The organism is Patescibacteria group bacterium (genome assembly GCA_028715115.1).
GTDB lineage: Bacteria > Patescibacteriota > Patescibacteriia > UBA2591 > UBA4787 > JAQUSN01.
Genome location: JAQUSN010000003.1, coordinates 1 through 19152, shown reverse-complemented (window position 1 = coordinate 19152; position 19152 = coordinate 1). Strand labels below are relative to the sequence as shown.

Here is a 19152-nt window from a genome sequence, read left to right as displayed (position 1 = left end):
GGTTGTGGCTGCAGCTGTAGTTGTGGTTCCAAAAATAATCAAGACATTTCAAAAAGCATCGGTTATTCCGAAGAGGATCTTCAGTTAGCCAAAGGAGCTAATCTTGGCCTTGGTTGCGGCAATCCGGTGGCTTTTAGTATGATCAAAAAAGGTGATACGGTTTTAGATTTGGGGTGCGGAGCGGGCATAGACTGTCTTTTAGCCGCCAAAAGAGTCGGAGAAAATGGTCGCGTTATCGGTGTTGATATGACCGAGGAAATGATTAATAAGGCAAAATTAAATACGCAAAAAATGGGGTTTAAAAATACAGAATTTATTCTAGCCGAAATAGAAAATTTGCCGATCAAGGACAATAGCATCGATATTATTATTACCAATTGCGTTATTAATCTTACGCCGAATAAAACAAAAGCATTTCAAGAGGCTTATCGAGTTTTAAGGGCGGGTGGAAAGACATATCTTTCCGACATTGTTTTATTGAAAGAGCTTTCAGAAGAACAAAGAAATAATGAAGATTTGTTAACTGGCTGTGTCGCCGGAGCATTATTAAAAGAAGATTATTTAAAAAAAATAAAAGACGTAGGCTTTAAGGTTAATATTTTACACGAGAATAAAGAAATTAGTAAAAAGCAATATAACGGAATTGCCTTAGAGAGTCTAATGATCGAGGCAATAAAGTAGAATCATGAAATACGATATAGCAATAATCGGCGGGGGGCCGGCCGGGATGATGGCGGCTGGCCGGGCGGGCGAGTTGGGAGCCCGCGTTGTTTTAATTGAAAAAAATAAAAATTTAGGCGTTAAACTTTTAACTACCGGGGGCGGTCGGTGCAATCTTACCAATAAAATAAGCGACCCCAAACAAATGGCGGTTAAGTTCGAGCAAAAAGGAAAATTTTTAATCTCGCCGCTTTATAAATTTGGTCCGGAAGAAATGATTGCTTTTTTGGAAAAGAGGGGGCTAAAAACAAAAACCGAAGCTAATCAAAGGGTTTTTCCTGCCAGCAATAAAGCCACCGATGTATTAAAAATATTGATTAATTATTTAAAAGAATTCAAGGTAAACATCAAAACTAACGCTAAGGTTAAAAAAATAATTAAAAATAAAAACAAAATCGAAAAGATTATCTTAGAAAATAGGGAAGAAATAGAAGCCGATAAATTTATTTTTAGCGTGGGGGGTAAATCATATCCTCAAACCGGCTCAACCGGTGATGGCTATGATTGGCTTAGAGCGCTGGGTCACACAATCGTAAGTCCCAAACCGTCACTGACTCCGATTGTTCTTAAAGAAAAATTTATTAAGGATTTAGAGGGCCTGAGTTTAAAAGACGTTGAGATTAAGTTATATAAAAATAATAAAAAAATTGAGATCAAGAGAGGAGAGGCGATTTTTACCAGCGATGGCATGAGTGGGCCGGTTATACTTGATTTAAGCAGAAAAATCAGCGGAGGAAATAATGAAATAATAAAAATCGATTTCATACCCGATTTAGATCCAAGTGATTTTGAGAAAAATATTTTACAATCTTTTCAAAGAGGCAACAATAAATTATTTAAAAATATTTTGCTTAATTTTGCGCCGTCTAAATTAATTCCGATTATCATTAATTTATTAAAAATTGGTCCGGACAAAAAGGCGAATATGATTACCAAAGAAGAAAGAAAAAGCTTGATAAATTTATTAAAAAATTTCATCCTGGAAGTTAAGGAGCTAGCAGGATATAATCGAGCGATGATCACTTCCGGCGGTCCCGTATTAACGGAGATTGATTCCAGAACAATGAAATCAAAAATAGTTGATAATTTATATTTTGCCGGAGAAATCCTCGGCCTTAATGGTCCGACCGGCGGATATAATCTGCAGGTTTGTTGGACCACCGGCTATGTGGCAGGGGAGAGCGCAGCAAAAATGCGCGATAATTAAAAATTAAACTTTTACATGACTTCCGTAATTAAATATATTCACTAACAATTAGAAATTTTTTTATGAACGAAAAATCTCCATTAATAACCTTCGGGTTTCAAGGGTTGGGAATCTCGCCCAAAATATTAGAAATATTAGATCAGCTTCATTTTAAACAACCCACGCCCATTCAACACCAAGTTATCCCAGTGGCCATGGAGGGAAAGGATATTGTCGGCGTGGCGCAAACCGGAACCGGGAAAACGTTGGCCTTTGGTATTCCTATGATTCAGCGTATTGCCATTAATCATTGTCAAGGATTAGTTGTTTTGCCAACCAGGGAATTAGCCTTACAAGTTGACGAGATGCTGCAAAAAATTGGCAGAAGCCTGGGGCTAAGAACCGCGGTTTTAATTGGTGGAGCATCGATGAATTTACAGATACAATCTTTGCGTCGCAATCCAAATATTATTATTGCTACTCCGGGCCGATTGGCCGATCATCTTCAGCAGGGGACAGTAAAATTAGATAACGTTAAGATTGTCGTTATTGACGAGGCCGACCGAATGTTTGACGTTGGTTTTGCGCCGCAAATTAATAAAATTTTATCTCGAGCGCCGAAAAATCGCCAGACCATGCTTTTTTCGGCGACCCTATCTCCCGACGTAGTGCATTTAGCTAGAGCGCACTTATCTATTCCGTTGCGCATCGAGGTGGCTCCTTCCGGCACGGCGCCAACTAAAGTTGAGCAAGAATTTTTTATTGTCAGCAAAGACCAAAAATTACAATTATTGGAAAAAATGTTGACTGATTATAATGGCATTGTGCTTGTTTTTGCTAGGACCAAGCATGGAGTTAGAAAAATTACGACTGCGATTAAACACATGGGCCATACTTCGGCTGAGATTCATTCGAATCGATCGCTACCTCAAAGACGAGAGGCCTTGGCTGGCTTTAAATTAGGCAGGTATCGTGTTTTAGTGGCGACGGATATTGCTGCTCGAGGCATTGATGTAGTCGGCATAGAATTGGTGATTAATTTTGATTTGCCGGATAATACCGATGATTATGTCCATCGGATCGGACGAACCGGACGAGCCGGCTATGCCGGGCGAGCAATATCTTTTGCTACACCTGATCAGCGCGGTGATATTCGCAGTATTGAGAAATTAATCCGCCGATCAGTGCCAATTAAAGCTTTGCCGACTTTGCCGCCAAAGAGGACGCCCCCGGTGGCACATAATCTATCGTCAAATTATCACCGTCCAAGACGCTCGTTTATTTCAGGTCGCAGCAATTATCGGTCACGAAGATAAAATATATGGTTAGGCTATGGAAGATAATAAAATAAAAAATTGGCTGGGTAAAAAAGTAAAGGTTGTAATGGACCGGCCTTTAGGCTCGAAGCATCCGGATAAAAAATTCGATACTATTTATCCGATAAATTATGGTTTTATTCCTAATACTCTTTCCCTGGCCGACAATGAGCCGATTGATGCTTATGTTCTGGGTCCAACTGAACCGCTAAAAGAATTTAAAGGCGTGGTTATCGCCGGTATTTTGAGAGAAGATGATGGCGAAATAAAGTTAGTAGTTTCCGACGGCCAGGATTATAGCAGGGAAGAGATAGAAAAATTGACGTACTTTCAGGAAAAGTACCATAAGTCCGGGGTTTATAAATTAGAATAAAATAAAATTTTAACCCTTTCGCTTTACTTTAAAATTTACCCTTAGTATAATTCTAGTATAACCATTTTTATAGGCTTATTTATTTTACTGCTAAATGCTTAAATTATTTAAAATAAAATTATGAAAAAAATCGTATTGATAGTGGTAATAGTCGTTATTATTATTCTTGGTGGCTTGACGTATTGGCAATATAAAAGCGCTTCTTTAATAAGCGCTAAGCCGTCCATAAAACTTATTTATCCTAATGGGGGAGAATCATTGGAACGGGGCTCTACATACAAAATAAAATGGGAGACGCGCGGCATACCGGCTACTGACAAAATATCAATTACTATTAGGAGAGTTCCGCCGCCACCGTTAGCCACTGAAGGTCAGGAATTTGATCCCATTATTTTCGTTAATTTGGCAAATACCGGAAGCATAGATTGGACGGTTTCTGATATGTATCCAGACGGTAATTATATCTTAGGTATAAATAGCTATACTTCATTGCCAATAATCGATGCTATATCTGATGAAAGCGATGGGGTTTTTCATATAGAAAAATCCAATATCGCGGCTCAAACAAAATATATTTGCGAGGGCAATAAAACCATCGAGGCAACCCTTTATAAAGGTGAGACAATGCCGGTTAGGCCAGGTGAACCGCCGATTCCTTCGGGAAGTGCAAAAATTATTTTAAGCGATAGCCGAAATTTCGAATTACCTCAAACTATTTCTGCCGATGGAACACGTTATGCCAACGCCGATGAATCTTTGGTTTTTTGGAGCAAGGGCGATGGCGCCATTGTGCTAGAAAACGGCGCTGAAAAAAATTATATTAATTGTGTAATTGCTCCCTCGCTGTAAAATATTAAAACATAATAAATATTAAAAAGGCGGCTATTAAGTCCGTCTTTTTATATAACAAAAGGTTCGCGATAGCCGAAGTGATCGGCTTAGTCGCGAACCCGAGAATCCTCCTTTGGTTAGACGCCGGTGATATTGGCGATCGGCTGCCAGCCACGTCCATTGCTTTCCTCGATGATAGCGCTGGTGACGCACGAGTCGGCGCTTTTTGCCTCGGCAATTCTGTCTCGAGCGCGGGATCTGGCTTCGTCGATTGTGCCCGGATGACCCAGTATGCAGACATGGTGGGCTTTAGCGCCACCATTTCTGGGCTTAATATCGAAAACGACTCGTATTGTTGGATTGGCCACGCTGCCTCCTTTGTTTACACAATAACATTATTATTTCATTTTTATATTGTTCGTCAAGGCGGTAAATTTTATTATTGACAGACGTTGGTCGTTTTATTATAATATATTTAGATCTGGTCCAGGAGGAGAACAGAAGTTCTAATTCGGAGGGCCGGATTTTTTGTTAGGGAGGACGATCGTTCCTTACAATCATACAAGAAGGAGAATCACTATGCCTAAAATTCCATCACAGGTGTGGTGGGACCATAGTCCACTAATGCGGATGGGCCTCAAGCACATCCACACCGGAAAAGTGAGAGAGACCTACGAGATACCAGGACATCCCGACCTGCTGCTGGTTATAACGACCGACCGGCTGAGCATCTTCGATTTCGTGCTCAACACCTTGGTGCCGGATAAGGGCGCAGTCTTAACCGCCCTGACGGCGTTTTGGGTGAAAACGCTGGAAAGCGTCATGCCGCACGCAATCGTTGCCTACGGTAACAAGGTTAACGACTATTTGTCTCAACCCTTGCCGCCCGAGCTCTTGACGCGCGCAATAATCATGAGGCGGATCAGAATTCTGCCGCATGAGTTCATTGCCCGCGGCTATCTGACTGGTTCGGCTTTAAAGCCGTATCTTGCCGGACAGCCGGTTTGCGGACATGTTTTGCCGCCGGGCTATCATGATGGCTCGCAACTCTTGCCCGCTCTGTGTACGCCAACCACCAAAGCTGACTCCGGTCACGATGAAGCCGTGGACGTCAAGATTGTTCGTCCGGACGCCAGACTGGCTACGCTGGCACTTTATCAGGAAGCGGCAAGTATTGCCCGTCGAGCTGGCATCATCATCGCTGACACCAAGTTCGAATTCGGTCTCGACTCCGACGACCGCTTAACTCTGGGTGACGAGATTCTGACCCCGGATTCGTCCCGATTCTGGTTGTTGGTCGATTGGCTCTCGGCGCAAAAGAAGAAGAAGTCGCCGTTAGGCCTCGATAAGCAGCCGGTTCGCGATTTCGGCAAGACCAGAGGTATCGACCAGTTCAACCCAGAGTCGGATGCAGATCTGGCAACGGTAACAGACATCAGGATACCAGAAGAAGTGGTCGCTGCCACTACCAACAGGTACCGTTACATCCTCTGGCTGTTGACCGGCGAGAAGCTGGAATCCTTCCAGCGCCGGTACGGCATCGAAGTCTCGGAGCCGCGGTTGCAGATCGACGTGGTTTTCGGCAGCGAAAACGATGTGCTTGGGCAAAAAGGTGTGCTGGAGATTTATGCCAAGGCGCATCCGGAGACAGATCTTCATATTCACGTGCTTTCGTGCCATCGAAATCCGGATCAACTGCGGAACTTCGCAAGCGGCTATCCGAAGGGCCCGAATCAGGTTCTCGTGGCCGGCGCCGGCAAGGCTGCGGCTCTGCCCGGCGTACTCAAGGCCTGGATGAGTTTTTTCGGTAATCCAACGCCGGTTGTTGGCGTGGGATTACCGGGTACCACCATGGACGCGAGTATGGCTGCGACCTTATCCATCGAAGAACTACCGGGTCAACCGGTCGAGTTGAACTCTGACGGTAGGGCCTTTGCTTCGTTGATTGAAGCTCTTAATCGAGCGCGCGGAGAGTTCTTGACCAGGACCGTAGAGAGCAAACCGGCCAAGCTCAACGTCGATTGGCGAAGCATGCAAGGGCCGCGCATACCAACAGCCGTGTAGTAAGGACAAACCAGGGGGCGAGCGCAAGCTCGCCCTCTTATCATATAAAAAATTAAAAAAACATTTTTTAGTTAATATTTTTTTAACCCGAATAAGATATAATTTTTTGGTTAAATAATTTTTTCATTAAAATTTATGACTAGGAAAAATAAAATAAATTTAGAGATGGTTCCTGATCTCGGGTGGGAAACAGAATTGCCCACTGACGCAAGACACAAGAGCTTTGGTCACGGTTTCGATAGTTGCTGGCAATTTGGTTCACAGATGCCCCTTGATAGGGAAGAACAGATGCTAAGAAAAGAAGCTAAATTTTTAGAAGAAGAGTTAGAAAGCATCAAAAAACGTTTAGTTAAATTAAATCTACGGCCCAAAATTAAAACGTAAAATTATGACAGGGGCTAAAAAAGACGGGAATATCTCGTCTTTTGTTATATTTAAACTTTTTCACTGCTACTTGGCCACCTCGTGGCCAACGGTTTTTCCTTTGGGTTATAAATTATTATATAGATAGGACTCCGACCTTTCGGTCGGAGTCCTGTTTGATTTCACGCCTCCTTGGGTGAGTTTAGTTCTTGGCTACCTCTTCAGGGAAGAAGCGCTCGAAGATGGTTTCGACGCCGTCCTTGATATAGCTCTGGGGGTCGAAGAGATTGCGATATGCAGCTCCGTGGATGATGTCGCCAGGCCTGCGCTGGTCAGATTCCGAGAGAGGCATGGCCCAGAGCACTTTAGCCAGCGGTTTTCGTTGGCTAACGGCTTCAAAGCTTGCCCTTTGGACCAGCTCGTAGGCAACGGCATCGGGTACGCCGACTTCAACCAGAGCATAACGGACTCGTTGTCCGGCCCAGGTGCCTTGACTCATGTCGAGATTTTCGCGCATACGCTCCGGGAAGACCTTCATCCTGGAGACGATGCTGGTTATCTTCTGGGTCATGTACAGGGCGAGTGTAGTGGCGTCGGGCAGGATAATGCGCTCCGGTCCGGACTGGGAGATCTCCCGGTCTTCGTGGGTCGCAATATTCTCCAGCGCTGTCTGGAGATAGCCACGCATGACGCGAGCTAAGCCGATCAGTCGTTCGGTCAAGATCGGATTTTTCTTGTGCGGCATAGCCGATGAACCCTTTTGCTTGGGTCGGCGCGGTTCTTGCAGCTCCATGACTTCAAAGCGCATTCTGACCCAGAACGTCCTGGCTATTTGTTCGATCGTCGAAGTGGCGATGACCAAGTTAGCCAAGAAAGCGGCATGACGATCCCGTTGCAGGATTTGTGTGGACACCAAAGCCGGTTTGAGCCCTAGCCTTTGGCAGGCCAGTGTTTCCAACTCCGGGTTCATGCCAGCGTAGGTGCCGACTGCGCCGGACATCTTGCCGTAGCGTAGATCGTGTTCGATGGACCACTCGAGGCGTTCTTTGGCGCGCCGGACAGCGTAGGCGAAGACTAGCAGCTCTTTACCAAACGTAGTTGGTTCGGCTGCCTGGCCATGAGTGCGGGCTGTGACCAGCGTCCATTTGTACTCCTGGGCTTTTACGAGCAGGGCGTCTTCGAGTTTCTGGAGTGCTTCGACGATGAGCCGGCCCACCTTGATGAGCATCAGCATCAAAGCCGGATCTTCAGTGTCGTAGCTGGTCAGTCTCTTGTGGACTTCTTCAGCTCGTTGTCTTTTGACGCCTTTTTGGCAAAGCGTCTCGCGAACGCAGTCAACGAAGGCCGCCAGATCATGATCTGATATCGCTTCGAGTTCTCCGATGCGCTTAAGAGTGAAGCCGGCGTGCCGACAGATAGCCTTGTAGCATTCGGCAGAGATTTCATCCAGCTTCATCCTGGCCCAGAGAGCTGCTAGCTCTACTTTAAGCCAGTACTTGAGTTTGGTCCGGTCGGTCCAAAAACCGCGGACTTCTTTCGGTGTGTATCTAGGGATCATTACAGCTCCTTTTGGTTTCTAGAAAAGAGCAACCTCCTTAACGAAAAAATCTAGTCAGGAAAGACAAGCCTCCTCTAACTAGATTATCTTAAGTATATCTTAAATAGGCGATGGCGTCAAGTATGCGCCAAATTTTAATATCCACCCGTATTAATTAATATGAATTTCGACCCTAAACAGCAGTATCTTTTCTTTGGTGGCGTTGGCATGACGAGGGGTCATTGGGGCTTAGGTGGGGAGGTAAAATAAATATCCTACATTTCCTTGAGTTTGCCTAAAATAAAGATTTTTTAGTCGATTTTAATTAAAGAAAACAAAAACGGGCCTTAAAAACCCGTTTTTGTTGACAAATATTGGACAAAAGAGTCGTGGTCATGCATTAAAATCGATTTTTAGTAGACAAATTTATAAATTATATTATAATTAAGTTATGCAAGAGACAATTAATTTAATAAAAAACAATAAATCGGTGGCATTTTTAGCGCCGACCTTTGCCATTGATTTTAAATATCCGGCTATTATCGGCATGTTAAGAAAGATTGGCTTTGATGAAGTAACAGAATTGACTTACGGAGCTCGCATGGTTAATTGGGCTTATGTAGATTATATTAAGGCTCATTCCGAACAAAAATTATTCATTTCTACGCCTTGTCCCACGGTCGTGGCTTTTATTCGGGCCAAGTATCCGGAAATGGTAAAATTTTTAATTCCAATCGTTTCGCCGATGGTGGCCATGGCAAAAATTTATAAAGCTTATCATCCCGATTATAGGGTCGTTTTTATTTCGCCGTGTTTTGCCAAAAGAGACATCGAAGCGCCCAAATATAAAGATTTAATCGATGCAGTCATTCCACTAAGAGACTTAAAAAATATTTTTGATTTTACTGGAACAAAGGAATCCGATTTTAATCGCGATTATTATTTTGATTCGTTTATTAGAGAGTATACAAAAATTTATCCAGTTTCCGGCGGATTGGCTTCGACTTCGCATATTAAACAATTATTCAAAGACGAAGAAATATTAATAACCGATGGCGTAGTAAATATTCAGAAAGCTTTTGAGGAAATAAAAACCGGACAGAGAAATTATCGATTTTTAGATTTATTAAATTGTCCTGGCGGTTGCATCGGCGGTCCAGCTATCAACAATAAGGATTTGAGCACGGAGCAAAAAAGAGAAATCATTAAAGAATATGTGACCAAGTCGTCGCAGCGCGATATGGGATCTCATAAAGGAAAAGTTGTTGATGCAAAAAACGTTGATTTAACTACGGTTTATTAAAATAATTTAATCTTAATTTTTATGAAAAAAATCATAACTATTCAATTTGTAGTTTTATTAATTGGAACATTGTTTTCTTGGATTAATTTTATTATAGAATTTGTCCGTTGGCAGAAAAAATTAGCCTGTACGACCGGTTGCGCCATAGGGCTGGTTAATCCCCTTTTAACTCCATGTTTTTATGGCGCTATATTTTTCGCCGTAGCTTTTATTTTAAGCGTCATTATTTTCAAAAAAAGCAGAGGCTGATAAATTTATAATCTGAAGATCTGGACTTTTTTAAAAAAACGGCTATATTTTAACATTAAGTTAAATAATATTTTTATGATGCGTAAAATTTGGATGGCATTAAAGGCCAGAAAGAAGTATATTGGAGTCCACCTTATAATCCTGATTCTATCTTTTGGTCTTTTTTTTGTAGCGGATGCGGTTTATTCGACTGTTCTTTCCAAGAACGTAAATAAAAAATCGGAAATATTATTGCAAACTATAGAAATGGATAAGCAAAAAATTTCAATAAATCTTAAAAATGTCGCCAGTTCTGAGTCGCTAATTCAATATCTCAAAAATAAAGATACGGCAAATATTCAAAAATTCATTAGTGATCAAAAAGAAAAGATTGATTTATCGAGTCTTTTAGTAACAGACGAAAACGGAGTTGTTTTAACCAGGGCCAGCACGACTGATTCTGCCGGAGACTATATTTTTAATACCAGTCTTTTAGGTAGTTTTGTTGTTAGGGGCCGAGATATAACCGCCATATTTGCTACTAAAAATTTTCCTCTCGTTATTTCCGGCGGCACGCGCATTTTATATAATGGTAAAATGATTGGCGCCGTTTTTGGTGGTATAAGATTGGATGATGATTATGCGCATAAATTACAAGAATATTTGGGAAAAAATGTACAAATCGTTTTTTATTCAGATAAAGACGGGTTGACTGGGGCCACATTTAATAATAAAACCAAAAGCTCCTTAGAAATTTATTTCGCCGATGGTAATAATTGGTTTAATTTGAAAAATGGGAGCAGTCGCCCGCTGGTTAACGGTCAATATTATTTTATTAAAACTATAAATTTCCCCAACCCAGCTTATCCGCAAGAGAATTTCGGCGGTGCGGTTATTTTTCTTCCTTGTTTATGCACTCTTCATGTCGTCCTTTCCTCTTTGGCCATTGTTTTAATATTTTTGATCGCGGCGATTTTACTGCATAGACGATATTGTAGGGGAGAGAAACTGAAAAGAAGAGTTTTTCTTGTCGGAGCCGTCATAATAGCCCTTTTATTGTTGATTGCCGTTTATGCCTTTGGTCAGTATTATAGTAATCGCAAAAATATTATTTTAAACTTTTCTCCGCCCTATCTTATTTATAATTCTATCTTGCAGTTTCATCCTGATAGCGATTTTTTTAATATCAATTATGACCAAAAAATCGGCATTCGTCTATCTACAGGTGGCGAGCATATTAATTTGGTTAAGATTAAAATTAGTTTTGACCCTACCATGATTAGGGTCAAAGATGTCTTAACCAATAGCTCTATATGTCCGTCCGAGTTTTTCTTTGAAAAAAAAATTAACAACGAGAAGGGAGAAATAAATATTAGTTGCGGCGTGGCCAGCCCTGGGTTTAAGGGGGAAAATGGCACGTTGGCCGAGCTTTTGATCCAACCGATTCATACCGGAGAAGTGGTTTTAAAATTCGATCCTGAATCGGAGATTTTAGCCAATGACGGACTAGGAACGAACGTTTTAAGGTTTGCGCCCAATGCCGATTATCGCATTTTTTCTTCGACTGATAATATAGAAGATTTGGCCACTAAAATCATTCCATATTCTTCGACGCATCCTAATAGCGAGCAATGGTATAATAAAAATTTAGTGCGATTTTCTTGGATTGGCCAAGAGGGACTTACTTATGAATATAAATTAGATAAAAACCTCGCTTCGGTTTTGACTAAACCAAAAATAACGCAAAATAATTTCGTTAGCGTCACGGCCCCCGATGATGGTGTTTATTATTTTTATTTAGCGGCGCAAAAGGACAATATGATTGGGCCAATTTCTACATATCAATTGCGCATAGATACTACACCACCATCTTCGCCAATAATTCGTGCCAGTTCATTGAATGTTAGGGTTGGCGATCTGGTTAGGTTTATTTTCGAAAGCAGCGATATGACCAGCGGTTTACAACAAAATTATTACGTGAAAATAGATAATAATATTTTTATGCCGTGCTCTGCGCAATTATTTCTTCCATTTTATAAAAGCGGTATTCACACGGTAACAGTGAGAGTTTTTGATAATGCTAATAATCATAGTGATGCTCATGTTAATGTTATTGTTAAAAAATAAAAGGTTTCATTAATTTCATATATGTCGATTCATATTTTATTAGAAAGTATTGATCAGCATCTTAATAAGACCGTGAGTTTGCGCGGTTGGGTTTTTAATTTTCGCTCTTCGGGCAGTATTTATTTTATTCAATTTCGCGATGGCACCGGACAAATCCAGGGCGTTATTTCTAAGAAAGAAGTCGGCACTGGCGTTTGGGATGCTTGCCAAAAATTAACCATTGAGTCGAGCGTAGAAATGACCGGCAAGGCTTATAAAGATGAACGTTCGCCCTATGGCTATGAAATGGCCGTTACAGATTTAAAAATTATCCAAGTTGCCGAGGAATATCCGATTGCCAAAAAAGAGCATGGCGTTGATTTTTTGATGGATAATCGCCATCTGTGGCTTCGCTCTTCCCGTCAAGCCGCTATTTTAAAAGTTCGCGATGAAGTTATTTGGGCTATCAGATCTTTCTTTCATCAAGAAGGCTTTGTCTTGACAGATTCACCGATTTTAACTCCGACGGCTTGTGAGGGTTCAACAACTCTTTTCAGCACTGATTATTTCGGCGAGAAAGCATATTTGTCTCAGTCGGGCCAATTATATTTAGAAGCGACCATTTATTCGCTTAATAAAGTTTACGATTTTGGCCCTACATTTCGCGCGGAAAAATCAAAAACGCGCCGGCATTTAATAGAATTTTGGATGATGGACGCTGAAGCGGCTTTTGTGGAGCACGACGAGAATATGAAGATTCAAGAAAATTTAGTTAGTTATGTAGTAGAACAGGTTTTGAAAAATAGACAAAAAGAATTAGCTCTTTTAGGGCGCGATACTAAAGCTTTAGAAAAAATAAAAGCGCCTTTTTATCATTTAACCTATGACGAGGCTATCAAATTCTTGGATAAGAAGGGGGTGGCGATAAAATGGGGCGATGATTTTGGCGGCGACGAGGAAACGATTATTTCTAAAAGTTTTGATAAGCCGGTTTTTATCGAAAAATATCCGGCTCAAATCAAAGCGTTTTATATGCAACCAGACCCGGGCGATTCACGCTTGGTATTAAACAACGATTTAATTGCGCCTGAGGGCTATGGAGAAATCATCGGCGGCTCGCAACGCATTCACGATTTAAAAATTTTGGAAGATAAAATAAAGCAATGTAAAATGAAGCGCGAGCCCCTCAAGTGGTATATTGATTTGCGACGCTATGGCTCGGTGCCGCATTCCGGTTTTGGCATTGGTCTTGAGCGAACCGTGGGCTGGCTCTGTGGTCTGGAGCATGTGCGTGAAACAATCCCGTTTCCCAGAATGATTAATCGTTTAAAACCATAATATTTTTTAAAACAAAAGACAGGCCGAATCGGCCTGTCTTTTGTTATTTTATAATTTAGTTTACCCCCACACCAAAATTAAAGAGAGAGGGATTGTCGTTGTTATTATTTGATTTTTCGTTTATTTATGTATCTTCATTTTTTACCTTAACTTTGGTGTGGGGGTTTAGTAAATATAACCGACAATTCTACGATCGTTTAGGTTTAAAGTTCGCGTGTCAATAATCCAAGGACCAACGTGATTCATTTCGGTAAATGTCACGGTTGTGTCCGTAAAGCTTTCAACATAAGCAACGTGACCATACCATGATTCATTAAGGGCGATAACTGCGCCCACGGCCGGAGTTTTTCCGATAGTGAAGCCGGCGTGGCGAGCATTAGAGATCCAATATTTAGCATGGCCGGCCCAGGGGATACATCTTTTGCGGCCGACATACCAAGTACATTGTCCGGGGACGAAAACATGACAGCTTTCTCCTTCTGGTGCGGCCATTTGAGTGGTTTTTTGTGCCAGAGTGGTTTGATCTTTTGGCGTAACTGTGCGGCGAGGAGCTGGCGGAGGAGGCAATTGGCCTTCAGGAATCATTAGTATGTCTCCCTTATGGATGTCGGTAGCATCGGCTAAATTATTAAAATCAACGATATCTTCAGTTGAAGCTTTATAATATTTAGCGATTTTGTCGATAGTTTCGCCGGTAAGCACCTTATGGGTTACGCCGTCAACCGGTAAAATAGTTAATTTTTGTCCCGGCCTGATGACAGAAGTGGCGGTTAATTTATTTTCCCAAAGAACACTTTTAATGCTGATAGCGAATTTAAGGGCGATTGATTCGATAGTATCGCCGGGTTGAACCACGTATGTTTCAATGTCGGTTCTCATAACCGGGGTGTCTTCTAGAATAATATCCGGGCTGACGAGGGCGGCTCCGCCTAAAGCAGTGGCCGGATCATTAAGGTAATCGACATTATCGTCGGTTGCGGCGATAGTATAGTCGTTGTTAATCGTTCTTTGGTCGGTAATTTTATCTTCGGAAATAAGCCTTTCTTCTGGTTGAGTAATTTTAGCCAATAAAATAGGAGATCTCATTGGTTCTCCTTGAAAAGCAAATAAAGTTTCAGAAAGCGCCAAAAAAATAACAATAGCAGATAGGGTTGGTAAAATAAGGTATTTTTTTTGACTAATTATTTTTTGAACTAAAGTGCGCTTAACCAAATAATAATAAACATAAAAAGCTAGATGGGAAACAGTTTTCCCCAGCCAGCGTAGCATATGGCTAAAGATTAATTTGAGCAAACCGATAATTTTGGCCATAAATAGGGCATATTTCAGCCCTAGAGAATATTATAGCACAAAAATTGACAAAAGTCAAAGTAATAATTATAATATCCACATGTCTTACGATCATAAAAAAATTGAGCAAAAATGGCAGGCGACTTGGGACAAAAACAAGGATTATATGGCCCAAGACTTTTCTGATAAGCCAAAAATGTATTATCTAATAGAGTTTCCATATCCGTCGGGCGATGGACTCCATGTTGGCCATGTTCGCAGCTATACGGCTTTTGATGCTTTGACTCGCAAGAGGCGCATGCAGGGATTTAACGTTCTTTATCCGATTGGTTGGGATGCGTTTGGTTTGCCGACTGAAAATTATGCTTTAAAAACCGGCGTTCATCCGAGCGAGGTAACAAAAAAGAATGTAGACAATTTTAGGCGTCAATTAAAATCACTAGGATTGTCTTTTGATTGGTCGCGCGAAGTTAATACCACTGACCCCAAATATTATAAATGGACTCAATGGATATTTTTAAAACTTTTCGAGCACGGTTTGGCTTATCAGGCCAAGATGCCGATTAATTGGTGCCCGTCATGTAAAATTGGCTTAGCCAATGAAGAAGTGGTTGACGGAAGGTGCGAACGTTGCAAGACCGGAACCGAACGCAGAGAAATTAAACAGTGGGTTTTGAAAATTACTAAATATGCCGACCGACTTATTGATGATTTGGAAAACATAAATTTTTTACCGAAAATAAATGCGCAACAAATAAATTGGATTGGTAAAAGTTTTGGTACGAACATTCATCTGCCGGTGGTTGGTGTAAATGATGTCGTTAAGGTTTTTACCACTAGAGTTGATACGATTTTCGGTGTTACGGCCATTATCTTAGCGCCGGAGCATGAATTGATTTTGAAGCTAAGAGATAAAATAAAAAATTGGCCTGAAGTAGAAAAATATTTGGATGCGGCCCGCAGAAAATCAGATTTAGAAAGAACAGATTTGTCAAAAATTAAAACAGGTGTTGAGTTAAAAGGCATCAAAGTCATTAACCCGATTAATCAAAAAGAAATTCCGGTTTGGGTGGGCGATTATGTGATTGCCACTTATGGCGGCGGTGCGGTTATTATGGTTGCGGCTCATGATGAACGAGACTTTGCCTTTGCGCAAAAATACGGATTGCCGATTTTAGAGGTAGTTAAATCGACCAAAAAAGATGCTGAACGCGGACCCAATAAAGAATTACTAGAAGCGTTTTGCAGTGACGGAGTTTTGGTTAATTCCGATCAATTTAATGGTTTGACTTCTGAAGAGGCCAGAAAACAAATTACTGAATGGCTTATAAAAAATAAAGCTAGCGATTGGCAAATAAATTATAAATTGCGTGATTGGATTTTTTCCCGCCAGCATTATTGGGGCGAGCCGATTCCTTTAGTCTATTGCGAAAAATGTGCCTGCGTAAAGCCAAAAATACTTTTAACTCATGGCATCTATGGTCATTCCAGAGAGAATTGGTTTCCTTGGTTTAAACGAGAGATGGAGGGCCGTGGTCATGAAGTTTTGATTCCCGATCTGCCCAATAACGAACATCCGACCTTAGAAGAATGGCTTGAGGCTCTGAAAAAACTAGACATTCAAGACAACGATCGATTAATCGTAGTTGGTCATAGTTTGGGGGCAGTCTTGGCTTGCCAGTTTATCCTGAAGCGAGACGTTTCCGTAGAAAAATTAATTTTAGTCGGTCCAACCGGAGTCTCTCAGGGAGAAAAAAATTGGAAGAATTTATTAGCCGCCGGCTGTGACGAAGAAAGCCTAGAGTGCATTAAAAAATTTAATACGGCTAATAAGAATTTAGATAAAATTAAAAAATTAGTTAAAGAATCAATAATTTATTTGTCGGATAACGATCCTTATATTCCTTTGGAAGTTAAAGATGATTATAGGGAATTGGACGCCAAGGTAAAAATATTTAATAGCAAAGGTCATTTTAATGAAGCTGTCGGAATTTTAGAGTTGCCGGAGATTTTACAGGAATTTCCCGAAGATTCCAATTCAGGTTGGGTGCCAATCCCAGAAAAAGATTTACCGGTTGAGTTGCCTAAAATAGAAAAGTATGAACCGTCAGGAACAGGCGAGTCGCCTTTAGCTAAAATTACCTCTTGGGTTAACACTAAGTGCCCGCGTTGTGGCGGTCCGGCCAAGCGCGAGACCGACACTATGCCGAATTGGGCTGGTTCAAATTGGTATTTTATCCGCTACTGCGATCCGCATAACGATAAATGTCTGGCTGATCTGAAGAATATTCAGTATTGGTTGCCGGTTGATTGGTATAATGGCGGTATGGAGCATACGACATTACATTTATTGTATTCTCGTTTTATTTATAAATTTTTATACGACATTGGCGTGGTGCCACAACCAGAACCTTATCAAAAAAGAACTTCGCATGGCATGGTTTTGGCCGAAGATGGCAAGAAAATGAGTAAGAGCTTCGGTAATGTGATTAATCCGGACGAAATTGTCGTTAAATACGGAGCTGATACTTTGAGATTATATGAAATGTTCATGGGGCCATTTGACGAGGCGATTAGCTGGAGCACGCAAAGCTTGGTTGGCTGCTATAGATTTATTAATCGGATTTGGGATTTAAAAGAAAAAGTCAATCCGCCAGCTGGCGGAGAAAATCAGGAACTGCTAAAAATTTTGCACAAAACTATCAAAAAAGTTTCTGAAGATATGGAAAACTTGAAATTTAATACAGCTATTTCGAGCTTAATGATTCTAGTCAATGAAATGGAAGCGCAGAAAGAAATTAATGAAGACATTTTCAGACAATTTTTGATAATTCTTGCTCCGTTTGCCCCGCACTTGTCCGAAGAATTATGGCAGATGCTGGGAAACAAAAAATCAATTTTTAACGAAAAATGGCCGGAATATGACGCGGAATTAATCCAAGATGAGGAAATAGAATTAATCGTTCAAGTTAACGGTAAGGTCAGGGACAAAATAAAAGTTAAAGCCAATATTAACGAAGATGAAGCCAGAAAAATAGTTTTAGCTAGTCCAAAAGTAAAAAATTTCATCAAAGACCAGCCGGTGAAAAAAATAATTTTTGTCGCTGGTCGGTTGATTAATATAGTGATTTAGATTTATAAAAACCCGCTCTCATATATTTCCCCAAGTCGTCACTTGGTTGAATCTATATTTGGCTTCATATGAAACCAGCCGAGGCAAACGTTTTTGTCCTTCCACTCTAAAATTCAACTGGGACCTTGAAATTAATATTTCTACTCTTCAGCAAAGATTATCTAACCAAACCTATTACCCTGGTCCATATCATCCTTTTATGGTTTACGATTCCAAAAAGCGCGAGATTTTAGCCCCAACTTTTCCCGACCGCGTAGTTCACAGTGCTTTGCATCGTATCATTGAACCCATTTTCGACCCCTCCTTTATTTTCGATTCCTATGCTTGTCGTAAGGGCAAAGGCACGCATCGAGCCATTAAAAGATTACAGAGTTTTTTAAAGAGCGCCTTTATGACCAATAGCCGACCGAGCGTAGCGAGTGCAGAGAGAGAGAGAGAGAGAGAGAGAGAGAGAGAGACAAATCGTTCGGGCAAATTTACCCCGTTAATCAAAAATTTTCGGTCCTTGGACGGGGGAACAAATAAACTTAATATTCAAATTAAAAACCGTCCCTCCCTTAGAGCGGGAGTTAACGGGGTTTATGCCCTACAAGGCGATATCAGCCGCTATTTTCAGAATATCAATCACGATATTCTTTTTAATTTAATCCAAAAGAAAATCAGGGATAAATTCGTCCTTAACTTAATTAAAATCATTATTGATAGCCACGCCCCCGGTCTTCCTATTGGTAATTTGACCAGCCAACTATTTGCCAATATTTACCTCAATGAATTGGATAAATTTGTCAAACACACCCTGCATTTAAGATATTACCTTCGTTATATGGACGACTTTTTAATTTTGGCCTATACTAAACAAGAGGCTTGGCGATTAAAAACAGAGATCGAACAGTTTTTAAAATATCGGTTAAAGTTGAGCTTAAACTCCAAGAGATCGACAGTTACTCCGGTCTTCAAGGGTTTGAATTTTCTTGGTTATGTTGTTTTTCCCGACCATTGTCTCTTGCGCCCAGCTACTGTTAAGCGATATACTAAAAAAGCCAGAGCAAGGCTTCGTAAATTCGGTGAGCGATTTTTAATCAGCCCGGAATTTAAAAAATCTTGGGCCTCCTGGGATGGCTACGCCAAATTTGCCAGCTCGTGGCATTTACGTAAAAAAATCATCGTTAATTTGAAAAAATACGCTCAACAATTAAATTAAAATATCAAAAACATTTTCGGATTTTTTAACTCCTGATTTTTATGTCCATTAATAGTGTTGGTAGATTTAAGGCCGATTTTTCTCGACGGTCTTTTACTCTCGTCGAACTTTTGATTGTGGTTGCCATCATTGGCCTCTTGACTACCATTGCCATTTTCGCCGT

At 40.9% G+C, this 19152-nt stretch carries 16 protein-coding genes; 13 read left to right on the top strand and 3 right to left on the bottom strand.

The window, feature by feature from the left end; translation table 11 throughout:
- From arsM to PHV78_04180, 5 genes are all read left to right on the top strand, one after another.
- Positions 1-681, top strand: a 681-nt coding sequence (arsM, locus tag PHV78_04200; GenBank protein ID MDD5396426.1) for an arsenite methyltransferase, incomplete at its 5' end; no start/stop codon positions are given.
- Positions 682-685: 4 nt separating this feature from the next.
- Complete coding sequence (locus PHV78_04195; GenBank protein MDD5396425.1) at positions 686-1927, top strand: NAD(P)/FAD-dependent oxidoreductase; 1242 nt, start codon at positions 686-688, stop codon at positions 1925-1927.
- A 62-nt stretch (positions 1928-1989) separates the two neighbouring features.
- Positions 1990-3222 carry a DEAD/DEAH box helicase gene (locus tag PHV78_04190; protein ID MDD5396424.1) on the top strand — a complete coding sequence of 411 codons (1233 nt, stop codon included), beginning with the start codon at positions 1990-1992 and terminating at the stop codon, positions 3220-3222.
- 16 nt (positions 3223-3238) lie between these two features.
- Complete coding sequence (locus PHV78_04185) at positions 3239-3595, top strand: inorganic diphosphatase (protein MDD5396423.1); 357 nt, start codon at positions 3239-3241, stop codon at positions 3593-3595.
- Between the two features lie 120 nt (positions 3596-3715).
- Positions 3716-4444, top strand: a complete 729-nt coding sequence (locus tag PHV78_04180) for an MliC family protein (GenBank protein ID MDD5396422.1) — start codon at positions 3716-3718, stop codon at positions 4442-4444.
- Between the two features lie 119 nt (positions 4445-4563).
- Here the strand turns inward: PHV78_04180 and PHV78_04175 are convergent, their stop codons facing one another.
- The gene (locus tag PHV78_04175; protein MDD5396421.1) at positions 4564-4794 is read right to left on the bottom strand and encodes a hypothetical protein; all 231 of its coding nucleotides are present in this window, start codon (positions 4792-4794) and stop codon (positions 4564-4566) included.
- Between the two features lie 211 nt (positions 4795-5005).
- On the opposite strand from PHV78_04175, the gene PHV78_04170 reads away from it, so the two are divergent.
- Positions 5006-6490, top strand: coding sequence for a phosphoribosylaminoimidazolesuccinocarboxamide synthase (locus PHV78_04170; GenBank protein MDD5396420.1), 1485 nt, complete (start codon positions 5006-5008; stop codon positions 6488-6490).
- A 135-nt stretch (positions 6491-6625) separates the two neighbouring features.
- Positions 6626-6874, top strand: a complete 249-nt coding sequence (locus PHV78_04165) for a DUF5320 domain-containing protein (GenBank protein MDD5396419.1) — start codon at positions 6626-6628, stop codon at positions 6872-6874.
- A gap of 181 nt (positions 6875-7055) precedes the next feature.
- On the opposite strand, the gene purB is transcribed toward PHV78_04165, so the two are convergent.
- On the bottom strand, positions 7056-8411 hold the full coding sequence (gene purB / locus PHV78_04160) for an adenylosuccinate lyase (protein ID MDD5396418.1): 1356 nt from the start codon (positions 8409-8411) through the stop codon (positions 7056-7058).
- A 430-nt stretch (positions 8412-8841) separates the two neighbouring features.
- Between purB and PHV78_04155 the strand changes: the two genes are divergently transcribed.
- The 4 genes from PHV78_04155 to asnS all read left to right on the top strand — a co-directional run bounded on the left by PHV78_04155 (position 8842) and on the right by asnS (position 13365).
- Positions 8842-9693, top strand: a complete 852-nt coding sequence (locus PHV78_04155) for a [Fe-Fe] hydrogenase large subunit C-terminal domain-containing protein (GenBank protein ID MDD5396417.1) — start codon at positions 8842-8844, stop codon at positions 9691-9693.
- Between the two features lie 21 nt (positions 9694-9714).
- The gene (locus PHV78_04150) at positions 9715-9942 is read left to right on the top strand and encodes a hypothetical protein (GenBank protein ID MDD5396416.1); all 228 of its coding nucleotides are present in this window, start codon (positions 9715-9717) and stop codon (positions 9940-9942) included.
- Between the two features lie 75 nt (positions 9943-10017).
- Positions 10018-12048 carry a cache domain-containing protein gene (locus PHV78_04145; protein ID MDD5396415.1) on the top strand — a complete coding sequence of 677 codons (2031 nt, stop codon included), beginning with the start codon at positions 10018-10020 and terminating at the stop codon, positions 12046-12048.
- A 21-nt stretch (positions 12049-12069) separates the two neighbouring features.
- Entirely contained in the window at positions 12070-13365 is a 1296-nt protein-coding gene (gene asnS / locus PHV78_04140) for an asparagine--tRNA ligase (GenBank protein ID MDD5396414.1), read from the top strand.
- A 165-nt stretch (positions 13366-13530) separates the two neighbouring features.
- On the opposite strand, the gene PHV78_04135 is transcribed toward asnS, so the two are convergent.
- A complete protein-coding gene (locus PHV78_04135; protein MDD5396413.1) occupies positions 13531-14676 on the bottom strand; it encodes a LysM peptidoglycan-binding domain-containing protein in 1146 nt (381 codons plus the stop codon).
- Between the two features lie 79 nt (positions 14677-14755).
- Between PHV78_04135 and leuS the strand changes: the two genes are divergently transcribed.
- Positions 14756-17788, top strand: coding sequence for a leucine--tRNA ligase (gene leuS / locus PHV78_04130; GenBank protein MDD5396412.1), 3033 nt, complete (start codon positions 14756-14758; stop codon positions 17786-17788).
- A gap of 46 nt (positions 17789-17834) precedes the next feature.
- Positions 17835-18989, top strand: coding sequence for a reverse transcriptase/maturase family protein (locus PHV78_04125; GenBank protein MDD5396411.1), 1155 nt, complete (start codon positions 17835-17837; stop codon positions 18987-18989).
- Positions 18990-19152 lie beyond the last annotated feature (163 nt).

Bases quoted from the DNA above. Each gene is read 5' to 3' on its own strand.
- PHV78_04135 (MDD5396413.1), bottom strand. From the start codon at position 14,676: ATGGCCAAAATTATCGGTTTGCTCAAATTAATCTTTAGCCATATGCTA.
- PHV78_04185 (MDD5396423.1), top strand. From the start codon at position 3,239: ATGGAAGATAATAAAATAAAAAATTGGCTGGGTAAAAAAGTAAAGGTT.
- PHV78_04190 (MDD5396424.1), top strand. From the start codon at position 1,990: ATGAACGAAAAATCTCCATTAATAACCTTCGGGTTTCAAGGGTTGGGA.
- PHV78_04180 (MDD5396422.1), top strand. From the start codon at position 3,716: ATGAAAAAAATCGTATTGATAGTGGTAATAGTCGTTATTATTATTCTT.
- purB (MDD5396418.1), bottom strand. From the start codon at position 8,411: ATGATCCCTAGATACACACCGAAAGAAGTCCGCGGTTTTTGGACCGAC.
- PHV78_04165 (MDD5396419.1), top strand. From the start codon at position 6,626: ATGACTAGGAAAAATAAAATAAATTTAGAGATGGTTCCTGATCTCGGG.
- PHV78_04195 (MDD5396425.1), top strand. From the start codon at position 686: ATGAAATACGATATAGCAATAATCGGCGGGGGGCCGGCCGGGATGATG.
- leuS (MDD5396412.1), top strand. From the start codon at position 14,756: ATGTCTTACGATCATAAAAAAATTGAGCAAAAATGGCAGGCGACTTGG.
- PHV78_04170 (MDD5396420.1), top strand. From the start codon at position 5,006: ATGCCTAAAATTCCATCACAGGTGTGGTGGGACCATAGTCCACTAATG.
- PHV78_04145 (MDD5396415.1), top strand. From the start codon at position 10,018: ATGATGCGTAAAATTTGGATGGCATTAAAGGCCAGAAAGAAGTATATT.
- asnS (MDD5396414.1), top strand. From the start codon at position 12,070: ATGTCGATTCATATTTTATTAGAAAGTATTGATCAGCATCTTAATAAG.
- PHV78_04155 (MDD5396417.1), top strand. From the start codon at position 8,842: ATGCAAGAGACAATTAATTTAATAAAAAACAATAAATCGGTGGCATTT.
- PHV78_04150 (MDD5396416.1), top strand. From the start codon at position 9,715: ATGAAAAAAATCATAACTATTCAATTTGTAGTTTTATTAATTGGAACA.